This is a genomic window from Streptomyces sp. P9-2B-2, from assembly GCF_030406865.1.
Lineage (GTDB): Bacteria > Actinomycetota > Actinomycetes > Streptomycetales > Streptomycetaceae > Streptomyces > Streptomyces platensis.
In genome coordinates this window covers 4,455,472-4,470,890 of the sequence record NZ_CP129126.1, presented here as the reverse complement: position 1 = coordinate 4,470,890, position 15,419 = coordinate 4,455,472, and the positions used below count along the sequence as shown (strand labels likewise).

The window sequence follows — 15,419 nt, the reverse complement described above, 5'->3', positions numbered from 1 at the left end:
CTGTGGGTCCGGGGTGGTTCACGGGGCGGTTCATGGGTGGTTCATGGGGTGGGGCCTGGCGCTGTGGGGCGAGCAGTTCTGGAGTTGGAGCAGGGGACTGCGGGTCCGGGGGTTCATGAGGTGGGGCAGGGGGCTGCGGGGGATGCCGCCGGGGCGGGTGGGGTCTTCGGCCGGACGACCGACACCCGGTAGCCGTCCGCCGTCGCCAGCACATCGACCCAGGCACCGTGCGGGTGCCCACAACGGCGCTCACATCCGGACCAGTAGACGGGGAGGGGGTGGCGGGGGGCCGGGGTGTCCGGTCCTGGTTCCGGCACCGGCCCCAGTTTTGGTTCCGGGCCCGGTTTCGGCCCCGGCTCCGGTTCGCTGAGGAGGCGGACGGGATCGGGGCAGGCGTCGGGGCCGGACCCGGACACGGATACGGGGACGGGGGTGCCCGCCGTGACCGCGGCCGTCGCGTCGGCCCGTACATCGGTACGGGACTTGGCGCAGCCGGGACGGCCGGTGCAGGCCCCGATGCGGTGCCAGGGGGAGTCCGGGTCGGTGATCAGCCCGGCGGCGGCCAGTTCACGCAGGCGGGCGGCCGCGACGTCGGCGGACAGCCCCGGGATGACGAGGCCGCGCCAGGGAGTGAGCCGGAGAACGCCGTCCCCCTCCGCCGCGGCGACGCCGACCAGCAACCGCCACTGCGCGACGGACAGTCGCCCCAGCGGCGCGAGAACGGAGAGCGCCCGGACGCCGTCGCGCCCCTCGATGATGCCGGGGGCGGAGGAGTCGGCGGCTGTGGTCCTCGTCCCAGTCGCGGTCTCAGCCACATGGACCGCCCTGATACCCGCCGCGTGCAGCCGCTCCGCGACCACCTGGGCCGTCAGGGCATGGCCGGCCGGGAGTTCACGGACCCGCCAGGCGCCGGTGCCGCTCGTCTCGGCGGCGGACAGGAAGGCATCAGCGGCGGTGAGGGCGGCGCGTGGGACGTCCGGGCCGGCGATGCGCAGGGCCGCCGGGTCGTCGCCGACCCGCAGCAGGGCAGTGCATCCGGGCCGGGCGGGGTGGCCGGGCCCCGACTGGTCCCCGTGGTCCGCCGGCGCCCCGGCCCCGGTCGGTTCTGCGACCAAGCTCACATCGCCGCCGAGCGCCGCCACATCGCCCCGGCCGTCGTCCAGGACGAAGAGGAAGCGGCCCGACAGCGCGGTCGCGGACTCGCTCGTGCAGAGCAGTCCGTCCAGCTCACGGGCCCACAACCGCACGTCAGAAGGGGTGTGCCGGTCCAGTCCGGCCAGGGGGGAGGCGAGGATGTTGCGGATGCGTTCGTGGCGCTCGGAGGGCAGCAGGTCGGCGTCGCGCAGCAGGGCGGCGAGCCGGCTGCCGCAGTCGTCCGGGAGGCCGCGGAGTTCCGCGTTGCCGCGGGAGGTGAGGGAGAGATGGCCGTCCCCGAGCTGGTCCGCGGCGTCGGCCAGCCCCTCGGCCTGACGCACCGTCAAGTCTCCGGCGGGCAGTCGCACTCGGGCGAGATGCCCGTCGGCGGCGGAGTGCAGCCGCAGCGCTCCCGGGCAGGCGTCACCGCGGTCCCGTATGGGCGGTTCGGACCCGTGGGGCCGTGTCGAGGGGGAGGGCGGCATGGCCGCGAGCATACCCACGGGGGCGGGTGGCCCATCCGGGCCGGATCCGGCCAAGCTCGTGCCCCGGATCCGCGTACGGAGGCCCGCGCGCCCGTCCCGATACGGGAGGTCCGGAGGCCCGCTTACCTCGCTCGGCCGCAGCCCTTACTATGCAGGTCGGTGGGTCGGACGGCCCGCCGACGCCAGCGACGGCGCAGGGCCTTACGGCCCCAGGGAGGAAGCCCGGTGTGAATCCGGCGCGGTCCCGCCACTGTGAACCCGGCAGCTGCCGGGTGAGCCAGGAACTCCCGCCGTCCATACGACCACCCGGGGCGCGGATACCCCGAGGAAGGCCTGCGCTCGCATGCTTCTGCTGCTGTCGACCTCCGACACCGACCTGCTCAGCGCCCGCGCGGCCACGGGTCCCGTGCCGTACCGGCTCGCCAACCCCGCCCGCCTCGACGTGGCCGAACTCCCCGCGCTGCTGGAGGGCACCGACCTCGTCGTCGTACGCCTCCTCGGCGGCATCCGCGCCTGGGAGGAGGGCCTGGAGGTGCTGCTCGCCGAGGACCAGCACCGGCCGGTCGTCGTGCTCACCGGTGAACAGGCCCCCGACGCCCAGCTCATGGAGCAGTCCACGGTCCCGGTCGGTATCGCGGCCGAGGCGCACGCCTATCTCGCGCACGGCGGTCCCGCCAACCTCGACCAGCTCGCCCGCTTCCTCTCCGACACCGTGCTGCTGACCGGTCACGGCTTCGAGCCGCCGGAGCCCGCCCCGTCCTGGGGACCGCTGGACTGGGAAGGGCGCAACGAGAGCGGCCCGCTGATCGCCGTGCTCTACTACCGCGCCCACCACATGAGCGGTAACACCGCTTTCGTCCGGACCCTGTGCGAGCAGATCGAGGCGGCCGGCGGACGCGCCCGGCCGCTGTTCGTGGCCTCCCTCCGGGCCCCCGAGCCGGAGCTGATCGAGGCGCTGGGGAGCGCCGACGCCCTGGTCACCACGGTTCTCGCGGCGGGCGGCAGCAAGCCCGCCGAGGCCTCCGCGGGCGGCGACGACGAGTCTTGGGACGCGGGCGCGCTGGCCGCCCTGGACGTGCCGATCCTTCAGGCCCTGTGCCTGACCGGGCCGCGCAGCGCCTGGGAGGAGAACGACGAGGGGCTCTCTCCGCTGGACGCCGCCTCGCAGATCGCGGTCCCCGAGTTCGACGGCCGGCTGATCACCGTCCCGTTCTCCTTCAAGGAGGTCGACGAGGACGGACTGCCGGTCTACGTCGCCGACCCCGAGCGCGCCGCCAGGGTCGCCGGGATCGCCATCCGGCACGCCCGGCTGCGCCACATCCCGGCCGCGGAGAAGCGCCTCGCGCTGGTGCTGTCCGCCTACCCGACCAAGCACTCCCGCATCGGCAACGCGGTGGGGCTGGACACCCCGGCCAGCGCCGTGGCCCTGCTGCGCCGCCTCAGGGCGGACGGCTACGACTTCGGCGACGAGACCGCCGAGCCGGTACCGGGCCTGGAGTCCGGCGACGGTGACGAGCTGATCTACGCCCTCATCGAGGCCGGCGGCCACGACCAGGAGTGGCTCACCGAGGAACAGCTCGCCCGTAACCCGGTCCGCATTCCGGCCGCCGACTACAAGCGCTGGTACGCCACGCTGCCGCAGGAACTCCGGGACTCCGTCGAGCAGCATTGGGGGCCGCCGCCCGGCGAGATGTTCGTCGACCGCAGCCGGAACCCCGACGGCGACATCGTGCTGGCCGCGCTGCGCCGCGGCAATCTCCTGATCCTCATCCAGCCGCCGCGCGGCTTCGGCGAGAACCCGATCGCGATCTACCACGACCCCGATCTGCCGCCCTCGCACCACTACTTGGCGGCGTACCGCTGGATCGCGGCCTCCGCCGACGACGGCGGTTTCGGCGCGGACGCCATGGTCCACCTGGGCAAGCACGGCAACCTGGAGTGGCTGCCCGGCAAGAACGCGGGCCTGTCCGCGGCCTGCGGTCCGGACGCCGCCCTCGGTGATCTGCCGCTCGTCTACCCCTTCCTGGTCAACGACCCCGGCGAGGGCACCCAGGCCAAGCGCCGGGTGCACGCCACCCTCGTCGACCACCTCGTCCCGCCGATGGCCCGCGCCGAGTCCTACGGCGACATCGCGCGCCTGGAGCAGCTCCTCGACGAGTACGCGGCCATCTCCTCGATGGACCCGGCCAAGCTGCCCGCGATCCGCGCCCAGATCTGGACGCTGATCCAGGCCGCCAAGCTCGACCACGACCTGGGGATGGACGAACGCCCCGACGACGACGGCTTCGACGACTTCCTGCTGCACGTCGACGGCTGGCTGTGTGAGGTCAAGGACGCCCAGATCCGCGACGGCCTGCACGTGCTGGGCGGCGCGCCGAGCGGCGAGGCACGGGTCAACCTCGTGCTGTCCATCCTGCGCGCCCGCCAGATCTGGGGCGGTACGTCCGCCCTGCCCGGACTGCGGGAGGCGCTCGGACTGGACGAGTCCGCGGCCACCCGCACGACCGCCGACGAGGCCGAGGCCACCGCCCGTGGCCTGGTGCAGGCGATGGAGGACGCGGACTGGGACCCGGCAGCGGTGGCCAAGGCCGCCGAGGGACACCCGGCCGCGGTCGCCGACATCCTTGACTTCGCCTGCCGTCAGGTCGTCCCGCGTCTCGCCGCCACCACCGACGAGATCGACCACGCCGTGCACGCCCTCAACGGCGGCTTCGTCCCGGCCGGCCCCTCCGGCTCCCCGCTCCGTGGCCTGGTCAACGTGCTGCCGACGGGCCGGAACTTCTACTCCGTCGACCCCAAGGCCGTGCCCTCCCGCCTCGCCTGGGAGACCGGCCAGGCCCTCGCCGACTCCCTGCTGACGCGCTACCGCGAGGACAACGGCGACTGGCCGCAGTCCGTCGGTCTGTCGCTGTGGGGCACCAGCGCCATGCGGACGTCCGGCGACGACGTGGCCGAGGCGCTGGCGCTGCTGGGTGTCCGCCCCGTATGGGACGACGCCTCGCGCCGGGTCAATGGGCTGGAGCCGATCCCCCTCGCCGAGCTCGGCCGCCCCCGTGTCGATGTCACGCTGCGCATCTCCGGCTTCTTCCGGGACGCCTTCCCGCATGTCATCGGCCTGCTCGACGACGCCGTACGGCTCGCCGCCGGACTGGACGAGCCGGCCGCGGAGAACTTCGTCCGCGCCCACACCCAGGCCGACCTCGCCGATCACGGCGACGAGCGCCGCGCCACCACCCGCATCTTCGGCTCCCGACCGGGGACGTACGGCGCGGGTCTGCTCCAGCTGATCGACTCCCGTGACTGGCGCACCGACGCCGACCTGGCCGAGGTCTACACGGTCTGGGGCGGCTACGCCTACGGCCGCGGCCTCGAAGGCCGCCCGGCCCGGGACGAGATGGAGACCGCCTACAAGCGCATCGCGGTCGCCGCCAAGAACACCGACACCCGCGAGCACGACATCGCGGACTCCGACGACTACTTCCAGTACCACGGCGGCATGGTCGCCACCGTCAAGGCGCTCAAGGGCAAGGCTCCCGAGGCGTACATCGGTGACTCCACCCGCCCGGAGACGGTCCGCACCCGCACCCTGGTCGAGGAGACCTCCCGGGTCTTCCGTGCCCGGGTGGTCAACCCCCGCTGGATCGAGGCGATGCGCCGCCACGGCTACAAGGGCGCCTTCGAACTCGCCGCCACCGTGGACTACTTGTTCGGCTACGACGCCACCACGGGAGTGGTCGCCGACTGGATGTACGACAAGCTCGCCCAGACCTACGTCCTCGACCCCGAGAACCGGGCCTTCCTGGAGGAGGCCAACCCCTGGGCCCTGCACGGGATCGCCGAACGCCTCCTGGAGGCGGAATCCCGCGGCATGTGGGAGAAGCCGGACGCCGAGACGCTGGCGGCGCTGCGCCAGGCCTTCCTGGAGACCGAAGGGGAGCTGGAGGGCGAGGGCTGACCCACCGCGGGGCGGGCCGGCAATGGCGCGCCCCGGCGGGAGGCCGTGGCCGGCCACGACGGGTGGCCGCGGCCGGAGTCCGGCAGCTGACCGGGGTGGTGGCCGGCTGTCGGACCGGACCACCGGCTCCGTCAGGCGGGCTTCGCGGTGATGTCCCCGTTGCTGGTGGTCAGCTCCAGGCGGTAGCGGGCCGCCGGGTCCTGGGCGATGCCTATGTGCTCCTCCCCGTTGCCGGTCTCGGCGGCGACCCGGTACGGGCCCTTCGGCAGTTGCAGCCTGATGGCGCCGTTGGAGGTCTTCGCGCGGACGTTCTGCGCGGTGGCGGGGGTGAGGTCGATCGCCCCGTTGGACGTCTCGACCGCGATCCGCGCGCCCGACAGTCCGCGTCCGGTGATCTGGCCGTTGGTGGTCCGGGCATCGACCGCGCCGCTCACCCCGTCCAGCCGGATGTCCCCTGAGCTGGTGGTCAGCTTCACCGGGCCGACCTTGGCCAGCTCCACCGCACCGGACGAGGTCTTCCCGCTGACCGGGATACCGGCCGGCAGCTCGACCGTGTAGTCCACGGTGCAGTTCTGGCCGCAGCCGGCGAGCACCAGCACACCGTCCTCGACGCGGTGGGTGGCGCCCTGCGGACGGTCGCCGTGGTACGAGACCGCGCGGTGGACCGAGACCGTGCCGCCGCCCTTGCCGCCGTGCACCGTGAGGCCGCCCGAGCCACTGTCCAGCCGGACCGCCGTGATCTTCTTCGAGACCTTGGCGTCGTCCTTGAAGGTCTTCCCGGGCAGCACCCCACAGGCGCTGAGGCTGCCTGCCCCGATGGCGGCCACCGCGACGACGCCGATGAAACGGACCCGCATACGCATGAACTCCCCCGGAAAAGTCGCTGGTTGGCGAGGTGCGGGCCTGCGTCCCGCAAGCTCCCCCGCTGTGTCGAGGCTATGACCGCGACCGCGCCCGGACCATGAGGAAAACCCCCGGATCGAGGTGTGGTGAGCCCCAGGTGCGACCCGCGGGCGCCGGTGCGACGATTTTTGTGGGGGCGGTTCCTGTGCTGCTCATGGGGTGGACGAGGAGGCTTCCGGTGACTGCCACGAAGACATGGAACGCCGAGATCAGCATCACCGAGACCGACAGCGAGGTCAGAGCCGAGGCCAGGCTGCGTGGCAAGGAAGGCGGGCAGATGGTCGGCCAGGGAGCGGCTCGCTGCAATCCCACCGATGAGAACGTCCCGGCCATCGGCGACGAGCTGGCGGTGGCACGGGCGATGTCGGACCTCAGCCATCAGCTGCTCCAGCGGGCCGCGCACGACATCGAAGTGCACACGGCCCGGCCGGTGGAACGGCTGCGCGCCTGAGGCCCCGGCACACCGGGCGCAGGCCGGACAGACCCGGCCGGCGCCGCATCGGCATGCCGGGACGCGCCTGCCCTGTCGGCATGGCATGGCTCACCGCTTGCTGCCCGCCGCCCATGTAATGGTTGAATGTATTTGACCCATGACCGCACCCTGGCGGACATGGCACGACTCCCAGATACGCAGTGTGAACCGTGGTGGTGTCCCGCATGCGGCCTCCCCTCCGCATCCTGCCGGCCGGTATCGGAACACCTCACGTCCGAAGGAATGGTGCGGTACCTGTGGTGCCACACCAGTGGCTGGCTCATCGCCTGCTCCGACATTCAGCTGATCCAGGTGAGCCCGGGTGGAAAGCGCCACACCGCGGAGAACGGGGTTCCGTAACGCCCGGGAAGGTCACATGAAACAGAACGACTACGGCCGTCTCGGGGCGGTACTGTCGGCCGATTTGATCAATCTGCCCGAGATGACGGCGGCAAGCGTGCAAAGCCTGCTCGAGGCGCACGAGATTCGTCGCCCGGCAGTCGCCGATGCCGATGTGGACGGCTTTCGGTCCTGGCGGGACCAACTGGCCCGCGTTTTCGGTGCCACCGAATCCGCCGAGCAGTGCTCAGCCGTGAACGAACTGCTGGTGGCGGCGACCATCCGTCCCTGGGTGACCACCCATGACGGCCTCCAGCCCCATCTTCACTTCGTACCCGACTCGGCCGACGTGCTCTCCCGGGTCAAGGCGGTCACCGCCGGTGGCCTTGCCTTCGTCCTGTGCTGGGAAGGGGGAGCACGGCTCGGGCGGTGCCTGCGCGCCGCGTGCTCCCGCGCCTATGTGGACACGTCCAGGAACGGGCGACGGCGGTATTGCACGGCACGCTGCGGGAACACCGAAGCGGTGCTGCGCCATCGTTCCCGGCACCCGGGCGGCAAGCGGTAGCGGCCGTTCAGTTTCCCTGGGGCTTGCCCGCCGCGAAGTCCGGCCCGATCGTCAGCGTCACCGCGCCCGGAGCCGCGTCGGCCGATTCCTTCGCCTTGATGCCGGGGAGGCGTCCGGTGACGACCGAGCTCCGGTCCTTGAGGGCGGCCGGGTAGGTGAGCGTGGTCTTGTCCGTCGCCGGGGCGTTGCCGGTGCCGATGACCGTGAAGCCGAACTTGCGCAGCTGCTCGGCGGCGGCCGCCGCCCGGCCGGGAGTGCCGGTGCCGTTGAGCACCCGGACCTGCACGGAACGGGCGGTCACCGGATTCTTGGCGGCCTCGGCGAGCTTCTTCTTCCCGGCGGCGCCGATCTCCCGGTCGTGCGCGAGGTCGCTGAACAGCCCGCCGGCCTGCGGGTATTGCCAGACGACATTGGCCTTGTCGGTGGGGACGTCGGCCTCGCGGTAGTAGTTGGGGACGGTCAGGAAGGTGAGGCGGTCGCTGGGGATGCCCTTGACCGTCGCGGCCAGGTCGTACAGCGGTTTGAGGCCGGCCAGGTCCTTGTCGGTGGTGATGGACTCGGTGGCCGCCTTGAGGAAGTCGTAGAGCTCGCCGGGGCTGGTGAGCTTGGACTGGGCCTTGGCGCCGAGCGCCTTCATGAACTCCTGCTGGCGGCCGATACGGCCGAGGTCGGAGCCGTCACCGACGCTGTAGCGGGTGCGGACGTAGCCGAGCGCCTTCTCGTCCCGGACGTTCTGGCAGCCCGCCTCCATGTCGAGGTGGGCCTTCTTGTCGTGGATGGCGTGCTCGGGGCAGACCTCTATGCCGCCGAGGGCGTTGACCATCCCCTTGAAGCCCTGGAAGTCGACCGAGGTGAAGTGGTCGATCCGCAGTCCGGTGTTCTTCTCGACGGTCTTGATGGTGCAGGCCGCGGCCTTGCGGATATCGCCGGAGTCACCGCCGATCGAGAACGCCTCGTTGATCTTGAAGTGGTGGGGCGACGACTTCGAGCCGTTGCCACGGGTGCAGGCGGGGATCTGCACCCAGGAGTCCCGGGGGAAGGACAGCGCGGTGGCCCACTTACGGTTGGCGGCGATGTGCAGCACCATCAGCGTGTCCGACTGCATGGTGGTCAGGTCCTTGCCGTACTTGGCGTTGGCACCCGCGCGGCTGTCGGAGCCGACCACCAGGACGTTCTTGGAGCCGGGGCTGAGGTTGGCCGGCCGGTCGCCGTCGACGCCGATGTCCACGCCGCGGATGTTGCCGTCCAGTTCCTGGTAGACCCACGCCCCGACGCCCGCCGTGGCGAGCACCAGGACACCGAGCACACCGCCGGTCCAGGCGAGGATGCGGCCCCGCCGGGTGATCCGGAGCTTGCCTGTCCCGCCTGCCTTACGGGAGCCCTCCCCGGCCGGGCGGTCGGAGCCGGAGGGTTTACGGCGCGAGCCGGGGACGGACGCGCGGGAGCCGCCGGGCGCGCGGGAGCCCTCGCCGGTGGGAGAGGACGAGCCGGGTGCGCCGTCGGCGCCCCGTTGGGCCGTCTGCTGGTGCGTCTTCCTGTCATGCACGCCGATGGCCCTTCTGGTCCTTCTGATGCTGGTGATGCGGGCGGTGCGGTACGGAGGTGGGGGTGAACCCGCCCATGGCCCCGGCTCCGGCGGTCGGCGGGACCGGCGGTGTCTGCGGGGCGAGGCGGATCAGATACCGGCGCTGGGCAGCAGCAGGATGGACTCGGGGTCGTAACGCCGCCACTGCGGACACGCGCCGGGCAGGGTGCGCAGCCGGCACCACAGCTCGCCCGCGCCGTCCGTCCACCAGGCGTTGATCCGGCCCAACGTCCATCCGCCGTCCGGGTATTGGACCTCCACGGGCTGATAGACCCATCGCACCTCCGCCTCTGGAGGCGGGCAGTCCCTGGTCAGGAGTCCGCACCTCGTCGCCATCTCCCCCTCCGGCCACGCCCGTTGCGTATGTGTGCGCACTCTACCGGCAGGGTCTACAGCCTTGTAGAAGTTGTCCGATGTGGAGCGCGCAGGGTCCGGTGGGCCGTGTCCGGCCCGGTGAGGTCAGGCATCAGTGTGCACTCAGAGCGGCGTTGCCGCCTTCAGAACGACGAACAGCGCAACCGCTGCGTTGAGCGCGGAGATGGCGGAGGCGGCCGTGCCCGCCGCGGTGACCAGCGCCGCCCGGCCCACGGCACGCGCGGTCAGCCGCCGGTCGCCGACCACCCGCGCCGCCCCCTCGTCCGCCCAGCGCTCGGTGGCGAAGGCGACCGCGGAACGCAGCGGCAGCAGCAGCGGGTTGACGCAGCCGGCCAGGCTTACGACGAGCAGCGAGCAGTGGTGACGGCAGCTCAGATGTGCCCGCTCATGGGCGAACAGGGCGCGCCGCTCGTCCTCGTCCAGGCTGCGCAGCATGCCGCGGGAGACCACGATCCGGCCGGGGCGGGCCGAGCACCGCGGCGAGCAGGGTCAGCAGCCGGGTGGTGGCGCGCGGGTGGAGGTGCTGTTCGGCGAGCCGGGCGATCGGCAGCGCGGTGAGCGGCAGGACCAGCGGCAGGAAGACGAAGACGCCCACCGGTCAGCCTCCGTGGGCTTCGTCCGAGGGGTGGGGGCGGTGCGGGGCCGGGCCCGTGCCGGGCTCCGCGGACGCGGCCGGGCCGCCGGTGGTCGCCGGGTCGTCGGCCGGGGCGGGGCCGTCGGCCGGGGCGTGGTCGAGGAGCGCGCGCAACAACTGCTCGTCGTGCGCGGACAGCGCGGAGACAAAGCTGGTCAGTACGGCGTCCCGGTCCGGTTCGCCGTCCAGTACGCGGCGCATCCGCAGCGCCGCGAGACCGGCCTCGTCGGCGGCCGGGATCCAGACGTACGCACGGCCGGACCGCTCACGGGTGACGGCCTGTTTGGCGTGCAGCCGGGACAGGATCGTCATCACGGTCGTGTACGCGAGGTCGCCGCCGAGCCGTTCCTGTACCCAGGCGGCGGTGGCCGGGCCCGATGCCTCGTGCAGTGCGGCCAGCACCTGGGCCTCCAGCTGGCCCTGGCCGCGCCGGCGGGCGCGCTCCCGTCCGGAGCCGTCGCATTCCCCCGGACCAGGGGTGTCCCCGCCGTCCGGCGCCTTCCCGAAGGACTGCCCGCCCACTGTCGTCGCCTCCCGTCGCGCCGGGTGTCCCGCCGTCCGGGACGCCCGGCATCTTACTGAGTGGCCGAATCCGGGCGGTGGTTCGTCCGGCCCGGAGCCTGCCGCGCCGATCCCCGGCGCTCTACTTCTACACTCCTGTAGATTTTGAGGCTCACCCGGAATGCAGGCAACACCTGGAGGGAAGCCATGGGAGTCTCGCTGGGCAAGGGCGGCAACGTCTCCTTGTCGAAGGAAGCACCCGGACTGACCGCGGTCACGGTCGGCCTCGGCTGGGACGTCCGCACGACCACGGGCGCGGACTACGACCTGGACGCCAGCGCGCTGCTGTGCACCGAGGCGGGCAAGGTCGCCTCGGACGCGCACTTCGTCTTCTACAACAACCTCACCAGCCCGGACGGCTCGGTGCAGCACACCGGCGACAACCTGACCGGCGAGGGCGAGGGGGACGACGAGTCCATCGACGTCACGCTGTCGGGAGTGCCCGCCGAGATCGCGAAGATCGTCTTTCCGGTCTCCATCCACGAGGCGGAGAGCCGGGGGCAGAGTTTCGGCCAGGTCCGCAATGCGTTCATCCGCGTGGTCAACCAGGCGGACGGGGTGGAGCTGGCCCGCTACGACCTGAGCGAGGACGCCTCGGCCGAGACGGCGATGGTCTTCGGCGAGCTCTACCGGCACGGCGAGGAGTGGAAGTTCCGCGCGGTCGGCCAGGGCTATGCGTCGGGTCTGGCGGGCATCGCGACGGACTTCGGCGTCAACGTCTGAGGCCGGACCGCGGGCGGGGGTGGGCGGCCGCCGCCGGCGCCGCCCCTCTCCGGTCCTCTGGCCGGGGCGCCCTCGCACACGTCCCACGGCTAGCGCCGTCTACAGCCCTGTAGAAGATGCCTGGCCGCAGCCCCTTTGCCGGGGAGTGCCGGGCTATCACCGTCTATAACGGGATTTGCCCGGTCGGTGCGGGGTACCGTGAAGACACCAAGGGACTCGGGGACCACAACACCGGGCGCGTCGCTGCTGCGGCCCGCCCGAGTGAGGTGAGCACCATGCAGACTCTGTGGACCGTGGTCGTGCTGCTGGCGCTGGTGGCGCTGGGAGCGCTGTTCATCGCCCGGGTCAATGCCCAGGGGGCCGGGCGGATGCAGACCCATCGGTACGCGGACTGGAAGCAGTCCGTACGGCAGCGGATGCACAAGCGGCCGCATGACCAGGCCGCCCCCGAAGCACCTGCGGCCGGCCCACCGCCGCCCACGGGCAAGGCGGGAAGCGACCTGTGACGTCCACCGCCCGCTCCGTTCCGTCGGCCCAGGACTACGACGGGACCTCCCCGTTCCCTGACGACCGCACCGAGTCCCCGCCGAGCAGCGGCCGGCGGATGTACGTCACCGTGACCGGCATCATCGTCGTCGCCCCGTTCGTCGGCCTGGCCGTCGCGATTCCGCTCCTCTGGGGCAGCGTCGTCCACCTCACCGATCTCGTCCTCCTGGCCGTCTTCTACGTCGTCAGCGGTCTGGGCGTCACCATCGGCTTCCACCGCGGCCTCACCCACGGCAGCTATACGGCCGCACCCGCGCTGCGTATCGCGCTCGCCCTCGCCGGCTCGCTCAGCTTCCAGGGCGATGTCATCGGCTGGGTCGCCACCCACCGCCGCCACCACGCTTACACCGACCGCCCCGGCGATCCGCACTCCCCCTACCGCTACGGCACCAGCCTGCGTGGTCAGCTGCGCGGACTGGTCCACTCGCACATCGGCTGGCTGTTCGGCGACGACCCCACCTCGCACCGCCGCTTCGCGCCCGATCTGCTCGCCGACCGCGGCATCCGCGCGGTGGACCGGGCGTTCCCGGTGCTGTGTCTGCTCACGCTCGGCCTGCCGTTCGCGCTGGGCTGGGCGCTCGGCGGCTCCTGGGTCACCGCGCTGACCGCCCTGCTGTGGGCCGGGTTCATCCGGATCGCGCTGCTGCACCACGTCACCTGGAGCGTCAATTCGCTCTGCCATGTCATCGGCGAGCGGCCCTTCCGCACCCGCCGCCATGACCGGGCGACGAATCTGTGGCCGCTGGCCCTGCTGTCGTTCGGCGAGAGCTGGCACAACCTGCACCACGCCGACCCGACCTGCGCCCGGCACGGCGTCGACCGCGGCCAGGTCGATGTATCCGCCGCCGTCATCCGGTTCTTCGAGCGTCTCGGCTGGGTCCGGGACGTGCGCTGGCCCGATCCTGAACGGGTGGCGGCCCGCCGCCTCAGGAGCACCGCATGACCACCGCCGGGGACCCTCCCCACCCCGCTCACGCCGAGCACCACGCACCACCGCCCGTCGCCCGCCTGACCATCGCCCCCCACACCGATACGACCCGGCGCCTGGACGGTCTCTGGTGGCCGCACTCGACGGATCTGCTGGCCGAACTCCCGGAGCTGCTGACCGCGTTGCCCTTCGACTGGCCCCGGATCACCCATGCCACGGTGAACGGCACCGGCTGGCCCGCCCTCCCCTCCCACACCCTCGTCGCCGGCCATGTCGTCCGCCTCCGCAGAACCGCCGGCCGCCAAGGCCCGGACACCATCTGCCTGGTCTCCTCCGGCCACGGCCGCTGGGACCTGCTGATCATCCCGCCCACCACCCCTGAGCCCGAGGCCGTCCGCATGATGGCGGAGATGGCCCGCACGGGGGAGCCGACACCGGCCTGAGGGGGAGGCGCGGCGAGCGGGGCACGGCCCCCAGAGCCCTCAACTCGCCTTCATCTGCGGCCGTTTCACGTGAAACCGCAATAGCGGCCTGGGGCGATGCGAGGCGGGCCGGAGACGCCCCCAGGTGATACGGGGCGGAGTGAGGACACCACGGGTGAGAACGCCGTACGGCCCTTGGTGGTCGGCCCCTGACGGCCTCAATCCCGGCCTCGACTACTGCGTACGGGTGGTGTTCATCAGAAGAACGCCGATCCGGGGGCGTCGGTACGTGAATCCGCTCATTACGTACTCATCATAAGAAAACGCAACAGAAGCGACGCCATCCAAGTGGTGCACCGGTAGCGGCGCAACTGAAGCGAAGCAACAGAGGAAGCACTACGCAGTAGACGCAACGGATCTCTCGGGGAGATCCCGACCGAAAGTGAGGGGCCATGGCTGCGACCAAGGTCATGAAGTTCTGGGCGGTATGCCTTGCCGTGCTCGGCAAGCTGCTGGCATCACTGGGAGTCTCCGCGGCGGCGTCGGCCGCGCGCCGGGACGCCGCACTGTACGAGCGGACCCTGGGCAAGGGGAACGCGGGCACCGAGACCCCGGGCGGTGATGCCTCGGAGGCGGAGCGCGCCGCAGTACCGGAGCATCATCCGGAACGGCGGACTCATGCCGTGCCCGCCCCGCGCACCGTACCGCTGTACGGCCAAGCCACCCCGGCCCGGCGGAGGTTCGCCCGTCCGGAGCTGCCGCCGACGATCAAGCAGCGCATCAGGGCCGAAGCGCATGGCACCTCGCCGGGGATGCGCAGTCGTCTCGCCACCAGTACCGAGTCGCTGACCGACGCCGGTCAGACCGACCCGGCCGAGACCACGCCGGACGCCGACGGTGCCGACGCGCACGCGCGCTCCGCGGTCATTCCGGCGGCCCGCGACCGTGCGCACACCGCCCGCTACGTCTGAGCCGGACGGCGCACACACGGCGTGATCCACGCGGCTGCGCACGCACACCAACGCGGCAGCCCGGAGACATGAGTCATCGCAGCGGCACGGAGCGGTGATCCTCAGAAACTGACGCTGTGAGTAGAGACCTACACAGCAGCAGACGCAGACATTGCGGCAGAGACTGACGCACGCGCAGAGATAGACGCACGCGCGGAGGCAGCCACAGAGGCGGACCGCAGTTCGTACAGACCTGGATGCAGGTGTGGACGAGCACGCAGGAGCCGACATGTTCCACGTGAAACCTACGCAGAGGTGAACGAGCCGAAGGCGCCGGGATGGACGAAGACCCGCAGCAACGGGCGACCCGGTCGGCGACAGCCGTAGCCAGAGCAGTAGTGACCACCTGAGAGACCGCACGACCACAGACCTGAACCACTCGTCACACTCCCGGAGTTCTACCGCTCCGCCCCGACCGGGGCACCGGTGTCCGGACCTCCACCCAGCTCCCGCCCGAGCTCCGCACGTGACGCACGCGTGTCGGGCTTCCGTCGGCAGTGAGCGGGAATTGTCTCCGTTGCGCACCTTCGCTGCGCACCTCCGTCGCGCACCCCCACGCGCCCGTGATGTGTCTCCGGGCGGCGGTGCGACGCCGATGAGTGCCCCCGCGGGCCCCGGCGACCGTGCGTACGCGTGCACCGGCTGACCGCCTTTTCGCTGCGGTGCGCCGGCCCCCTGTGGGCGGTGTCCGCATTGCGCGCATCCCGCTAAATGATCTCCGCATGCCCGGCGAAGGCCGGTGGAGGAATCCCCATATTGGTCGACTTCCTCTTGACCGCTTG

The 15,419-nt window shown here is 71.8% G+C and carries 13 protein-coding genes, 1 pseudogene and 1 riboswitch; of the genes and pseudogenes, 8 read left to right on the top strand and 6 right to left on the bottom strand.

Annotated features, from left to right (window positions below):
- Nucleotides 1-113: 113 nt before the first annotated feature.
- Entirely contained in the window at nt 114-1,619 is a 1,506-nt protein-coding gene (gene cobG / locus QT196_RS19490; RefSeq protein WP_266737412.1) for a precorrin-3B synthase, read from the bottom strand.
- Nucleotides 1,620-1,833: 214 nt separating this feature from the next.
- Nucleotides 1,834-1,906, top strand: a riboswitch (cobalamin riboswitch).
- 56 nt (nt 1,907-1,962) lie between these two features.
- Here cobG and cobN point away from each other — a divergent pair.
- Nucleotides 1,963-5,574, top strand: coding sequence for a cobaltochelatase subunit CobN (cobN, locus tag QT196_RS19485; RefSeq protein WP_168480313.1), 3,612 nt, complete (start codon nt 1,963-1,965; stop codon nt 5,572-5,574).
- 131 nt (nt 5,575-5,705) lie between these two features.
- Here the strand turns inward: cobN and QT196_RS19480 are convergent, their stop codons facing one another.
- A complete protein-coding gene (locus QT196_RS19480; protein WP_248001218.1) occupies nt 5,706-6,431 on the bottom strand; it encodes a DUF4097 family beta strand repeat-containing protein in 726 nt (241 codons plus the stop codon).
- A gap of 224 nt (nt 6,432-6,655) precedes the next feature.
- Between QT196_RS19480 and QT196_RS19475 the strand changes: the two genes are divergently transcribed.
- Together QT196_RS19475 and QT196_RS19470 are read left to right on the top strand one after the other, a co-directional pair.
- Nucleotides 6,656-6,928: a DUF1876 domain-containing protein gene (locus QT196_RS19475; protein WP_211117380.1), complete on the top strand. Its 273-nt coding sequence runs from the start codon at nt 6,656-6,658 to the stop codon at nt 6,926-6,928.
- A 397-nt stretch (nt 6,929-7,325) separates the two neighbouring features.
- The gene (locus QT196_RS19470; protein ID WP_168480310.1) at nt 7,326-7,853 is read left to right on the top strand and encodes a CGNR zinc finger domain-containing protein; all 528 of its coding nucleotides are present in this window, start codon (nt 7,326-7,328) and stop codon (nt 7,851-7,853) included.
- A 7-nt stretch (nt 7,854-7,860) separates the two neighbouring features.
- Here QT196_RS19470 and QT196_RS19465 read toward each other — a convergent pair whose 3' ends face one another.
- From QT196_RS19465 to QT196_RS19450, 4 genes and pseudogenes are all read right to left on the bottom strand, one after another.
- Complete coding sequence (locus QT196_RS19465) at nt 7,861-9,159, bottom strand: LCP family protein (RefSeq protein ID WP_266737698.1); 1,299 nt, start codon at nt 9,157-9,159, stop codon at nt 7,861-7,863.
- 369 nt (nt 9,160-9,528) lie between these two features.
- Nucleotides 9,529-9,699: a hypothetical protein gene (locus tag QT196_RS19460; protein WP_266737411.1), complete on the bottom strand. Its 171-nt coding sequence runs from the start codon at nt 9,697-9,699 to the stop codon at nt 9,529-9,531.
- A 216-nt stretch (nt 9,700-9,915) separates the two neighbouring features.
- Nucleotides 9,916-10,408, bottom strand: a pseudogene (locus QT196_RS19455) (M48 family metalloprotease).
- 3 nt (nt 10,409-10,411) lie between these two features.
- Complete coding sequence (locus QT196_RS19450) at nt 10,412-10,861, bottom strand: BlaI/MecI/CopY family transcriptional regulator (RefSeq protein ID WP_248001625.1); 450 nt, start codon at nt 10,859-10,861, stop codon at nt 10,412-10,414.
- Nucleotides 10,862-11,155: 294 nt separating this feature from the next.
- Here QT196_RS19450 and QT196_RS19445 point away from each other — a divergent pair, with 294 nt between their 5' ends.
- The 5 genes from QT196_RS19445 (at nt 11,156) to QT196_RS19425 (ending at nt 14,598) form a co-directional block, all read left to right on the top strand.
- Nucleotides 11,156-11,731: a TerD family protein gene (locus QT196_RS19445; RefSeq protein WP_168480307.1), complete on the top strand. Its 576-nt coding sequence runs from the start codon at nt 11,156-11,158 to the stop codon at nt 11,729-11,731.
- A 275-nt stretch (nt 11,732-12,006) separates the two neighbouring features.
- Nucleotides 12,007-12,237, top strand: coding sequence for a hypothetical protein (locus QT196_RS19440; RefSeq protein ID WP_248001217.1), 231 nt, complete (start codon nt 12,007-12,009; stop codon nt 12,235-12,237).
- Nucleotides 12,234-13,220, top strand: a complete 987-nt coding sequence (locus QT196_RS19435; protein WP_168480305.1) for a fatty acid desaturase — start codon at nt 12,234-12,236, stop codon at nt 13,218-13,220. Before QT196_RS19440 ends, QT196_RS19435 begins: the two co-directional genes overlap by 4 nt.
- Nucleotides 13,217-13,648: a DUF5994 family protein gene (locus QT196_RS19430; RefSeq protein ID WP_168480304.1), complete on the top strand. Its 432-nt coding sequence runs from the start codon at nt 13,217-13,219 to the stop codon at nt 13,646-13,648. Before QT196_RS19435 ends, QT196_RS19430 begins: the two co-directional genes overlap by 4 nt.
- 431 nt (nt 13,649-14,079) lie before the next feature.
- Entirely contained in the window at nt 14,080-14,598 is a 519-nt protein-coding gene (locus QT196_RS19425; RefSeq protein ID WP_290355323.1) for a DUF6344 domain-containing protein, read from the top strand.
- The last annotated feature ends 821 nt before the right edge of the window (nt 14,599-15,419 follow it).

Excerpts from the sequence above, each read along its gene's own strand:
- QT196_RS19425 (WP_290355323.1), top strand. The coding sequence starts at position 14,080 with ATGGCTGCGACCAAGGTCATGAAGTTCTGGGCGGTATGCCTTGCCGTG.
- QT196_RS19430 (WP_168480304.1), top strand. The coding sequence starts at position 13,217 with ATGACCACCGCCGGGGACCCTCCCCACCCCGCTCACGCCGAGCACCAC.
- QT196_RS19445 (WP_168480307.1), top strand. The coding sequence starts at position 11,156 with ATGGGAGTCTCGCTGGGCAAGGGCGGCAACGTCTCCTTGTCGAAGGAA.
- QT196_RS19470 (WP_168480310.1), top strand. The coding sequence starts at position 7,326 with ATGAAACAGAACGACTACGGCCGTCTCGGGGCGGTACTGTCGGCCGAT.
- cobG (WP_266737412.1), bottom strand. The coding sequence starts at position 1,619 with ATGCCGCCCTCCCCCTCGACACGGCCCCACGGGTCCGAACCGCCCATA.
- QT196_RS19440 (WP_248001217.1), top strand. The coding sequence starts at position 12,007 with ATGCAGACTCTGTGGACCGTGGTCGTGCTGCTGGCGCTGGTGGCGCTG.
- cobN (WP_168480313.1), top strand. The coding sequence starts at position 1,963 with ATGCTTCTGCTGCTGTCGACCTCCGACACCGACCTGCTCAGCGCCCGC.
- QT196_RS19480 (WP_248001218.1), bottom strand. The coding sequence starts at position 6,431 with ATGCGGGTCCGTTTCATCGGCGTCGTCGCGGTGGCCGCCATCGGGGCA.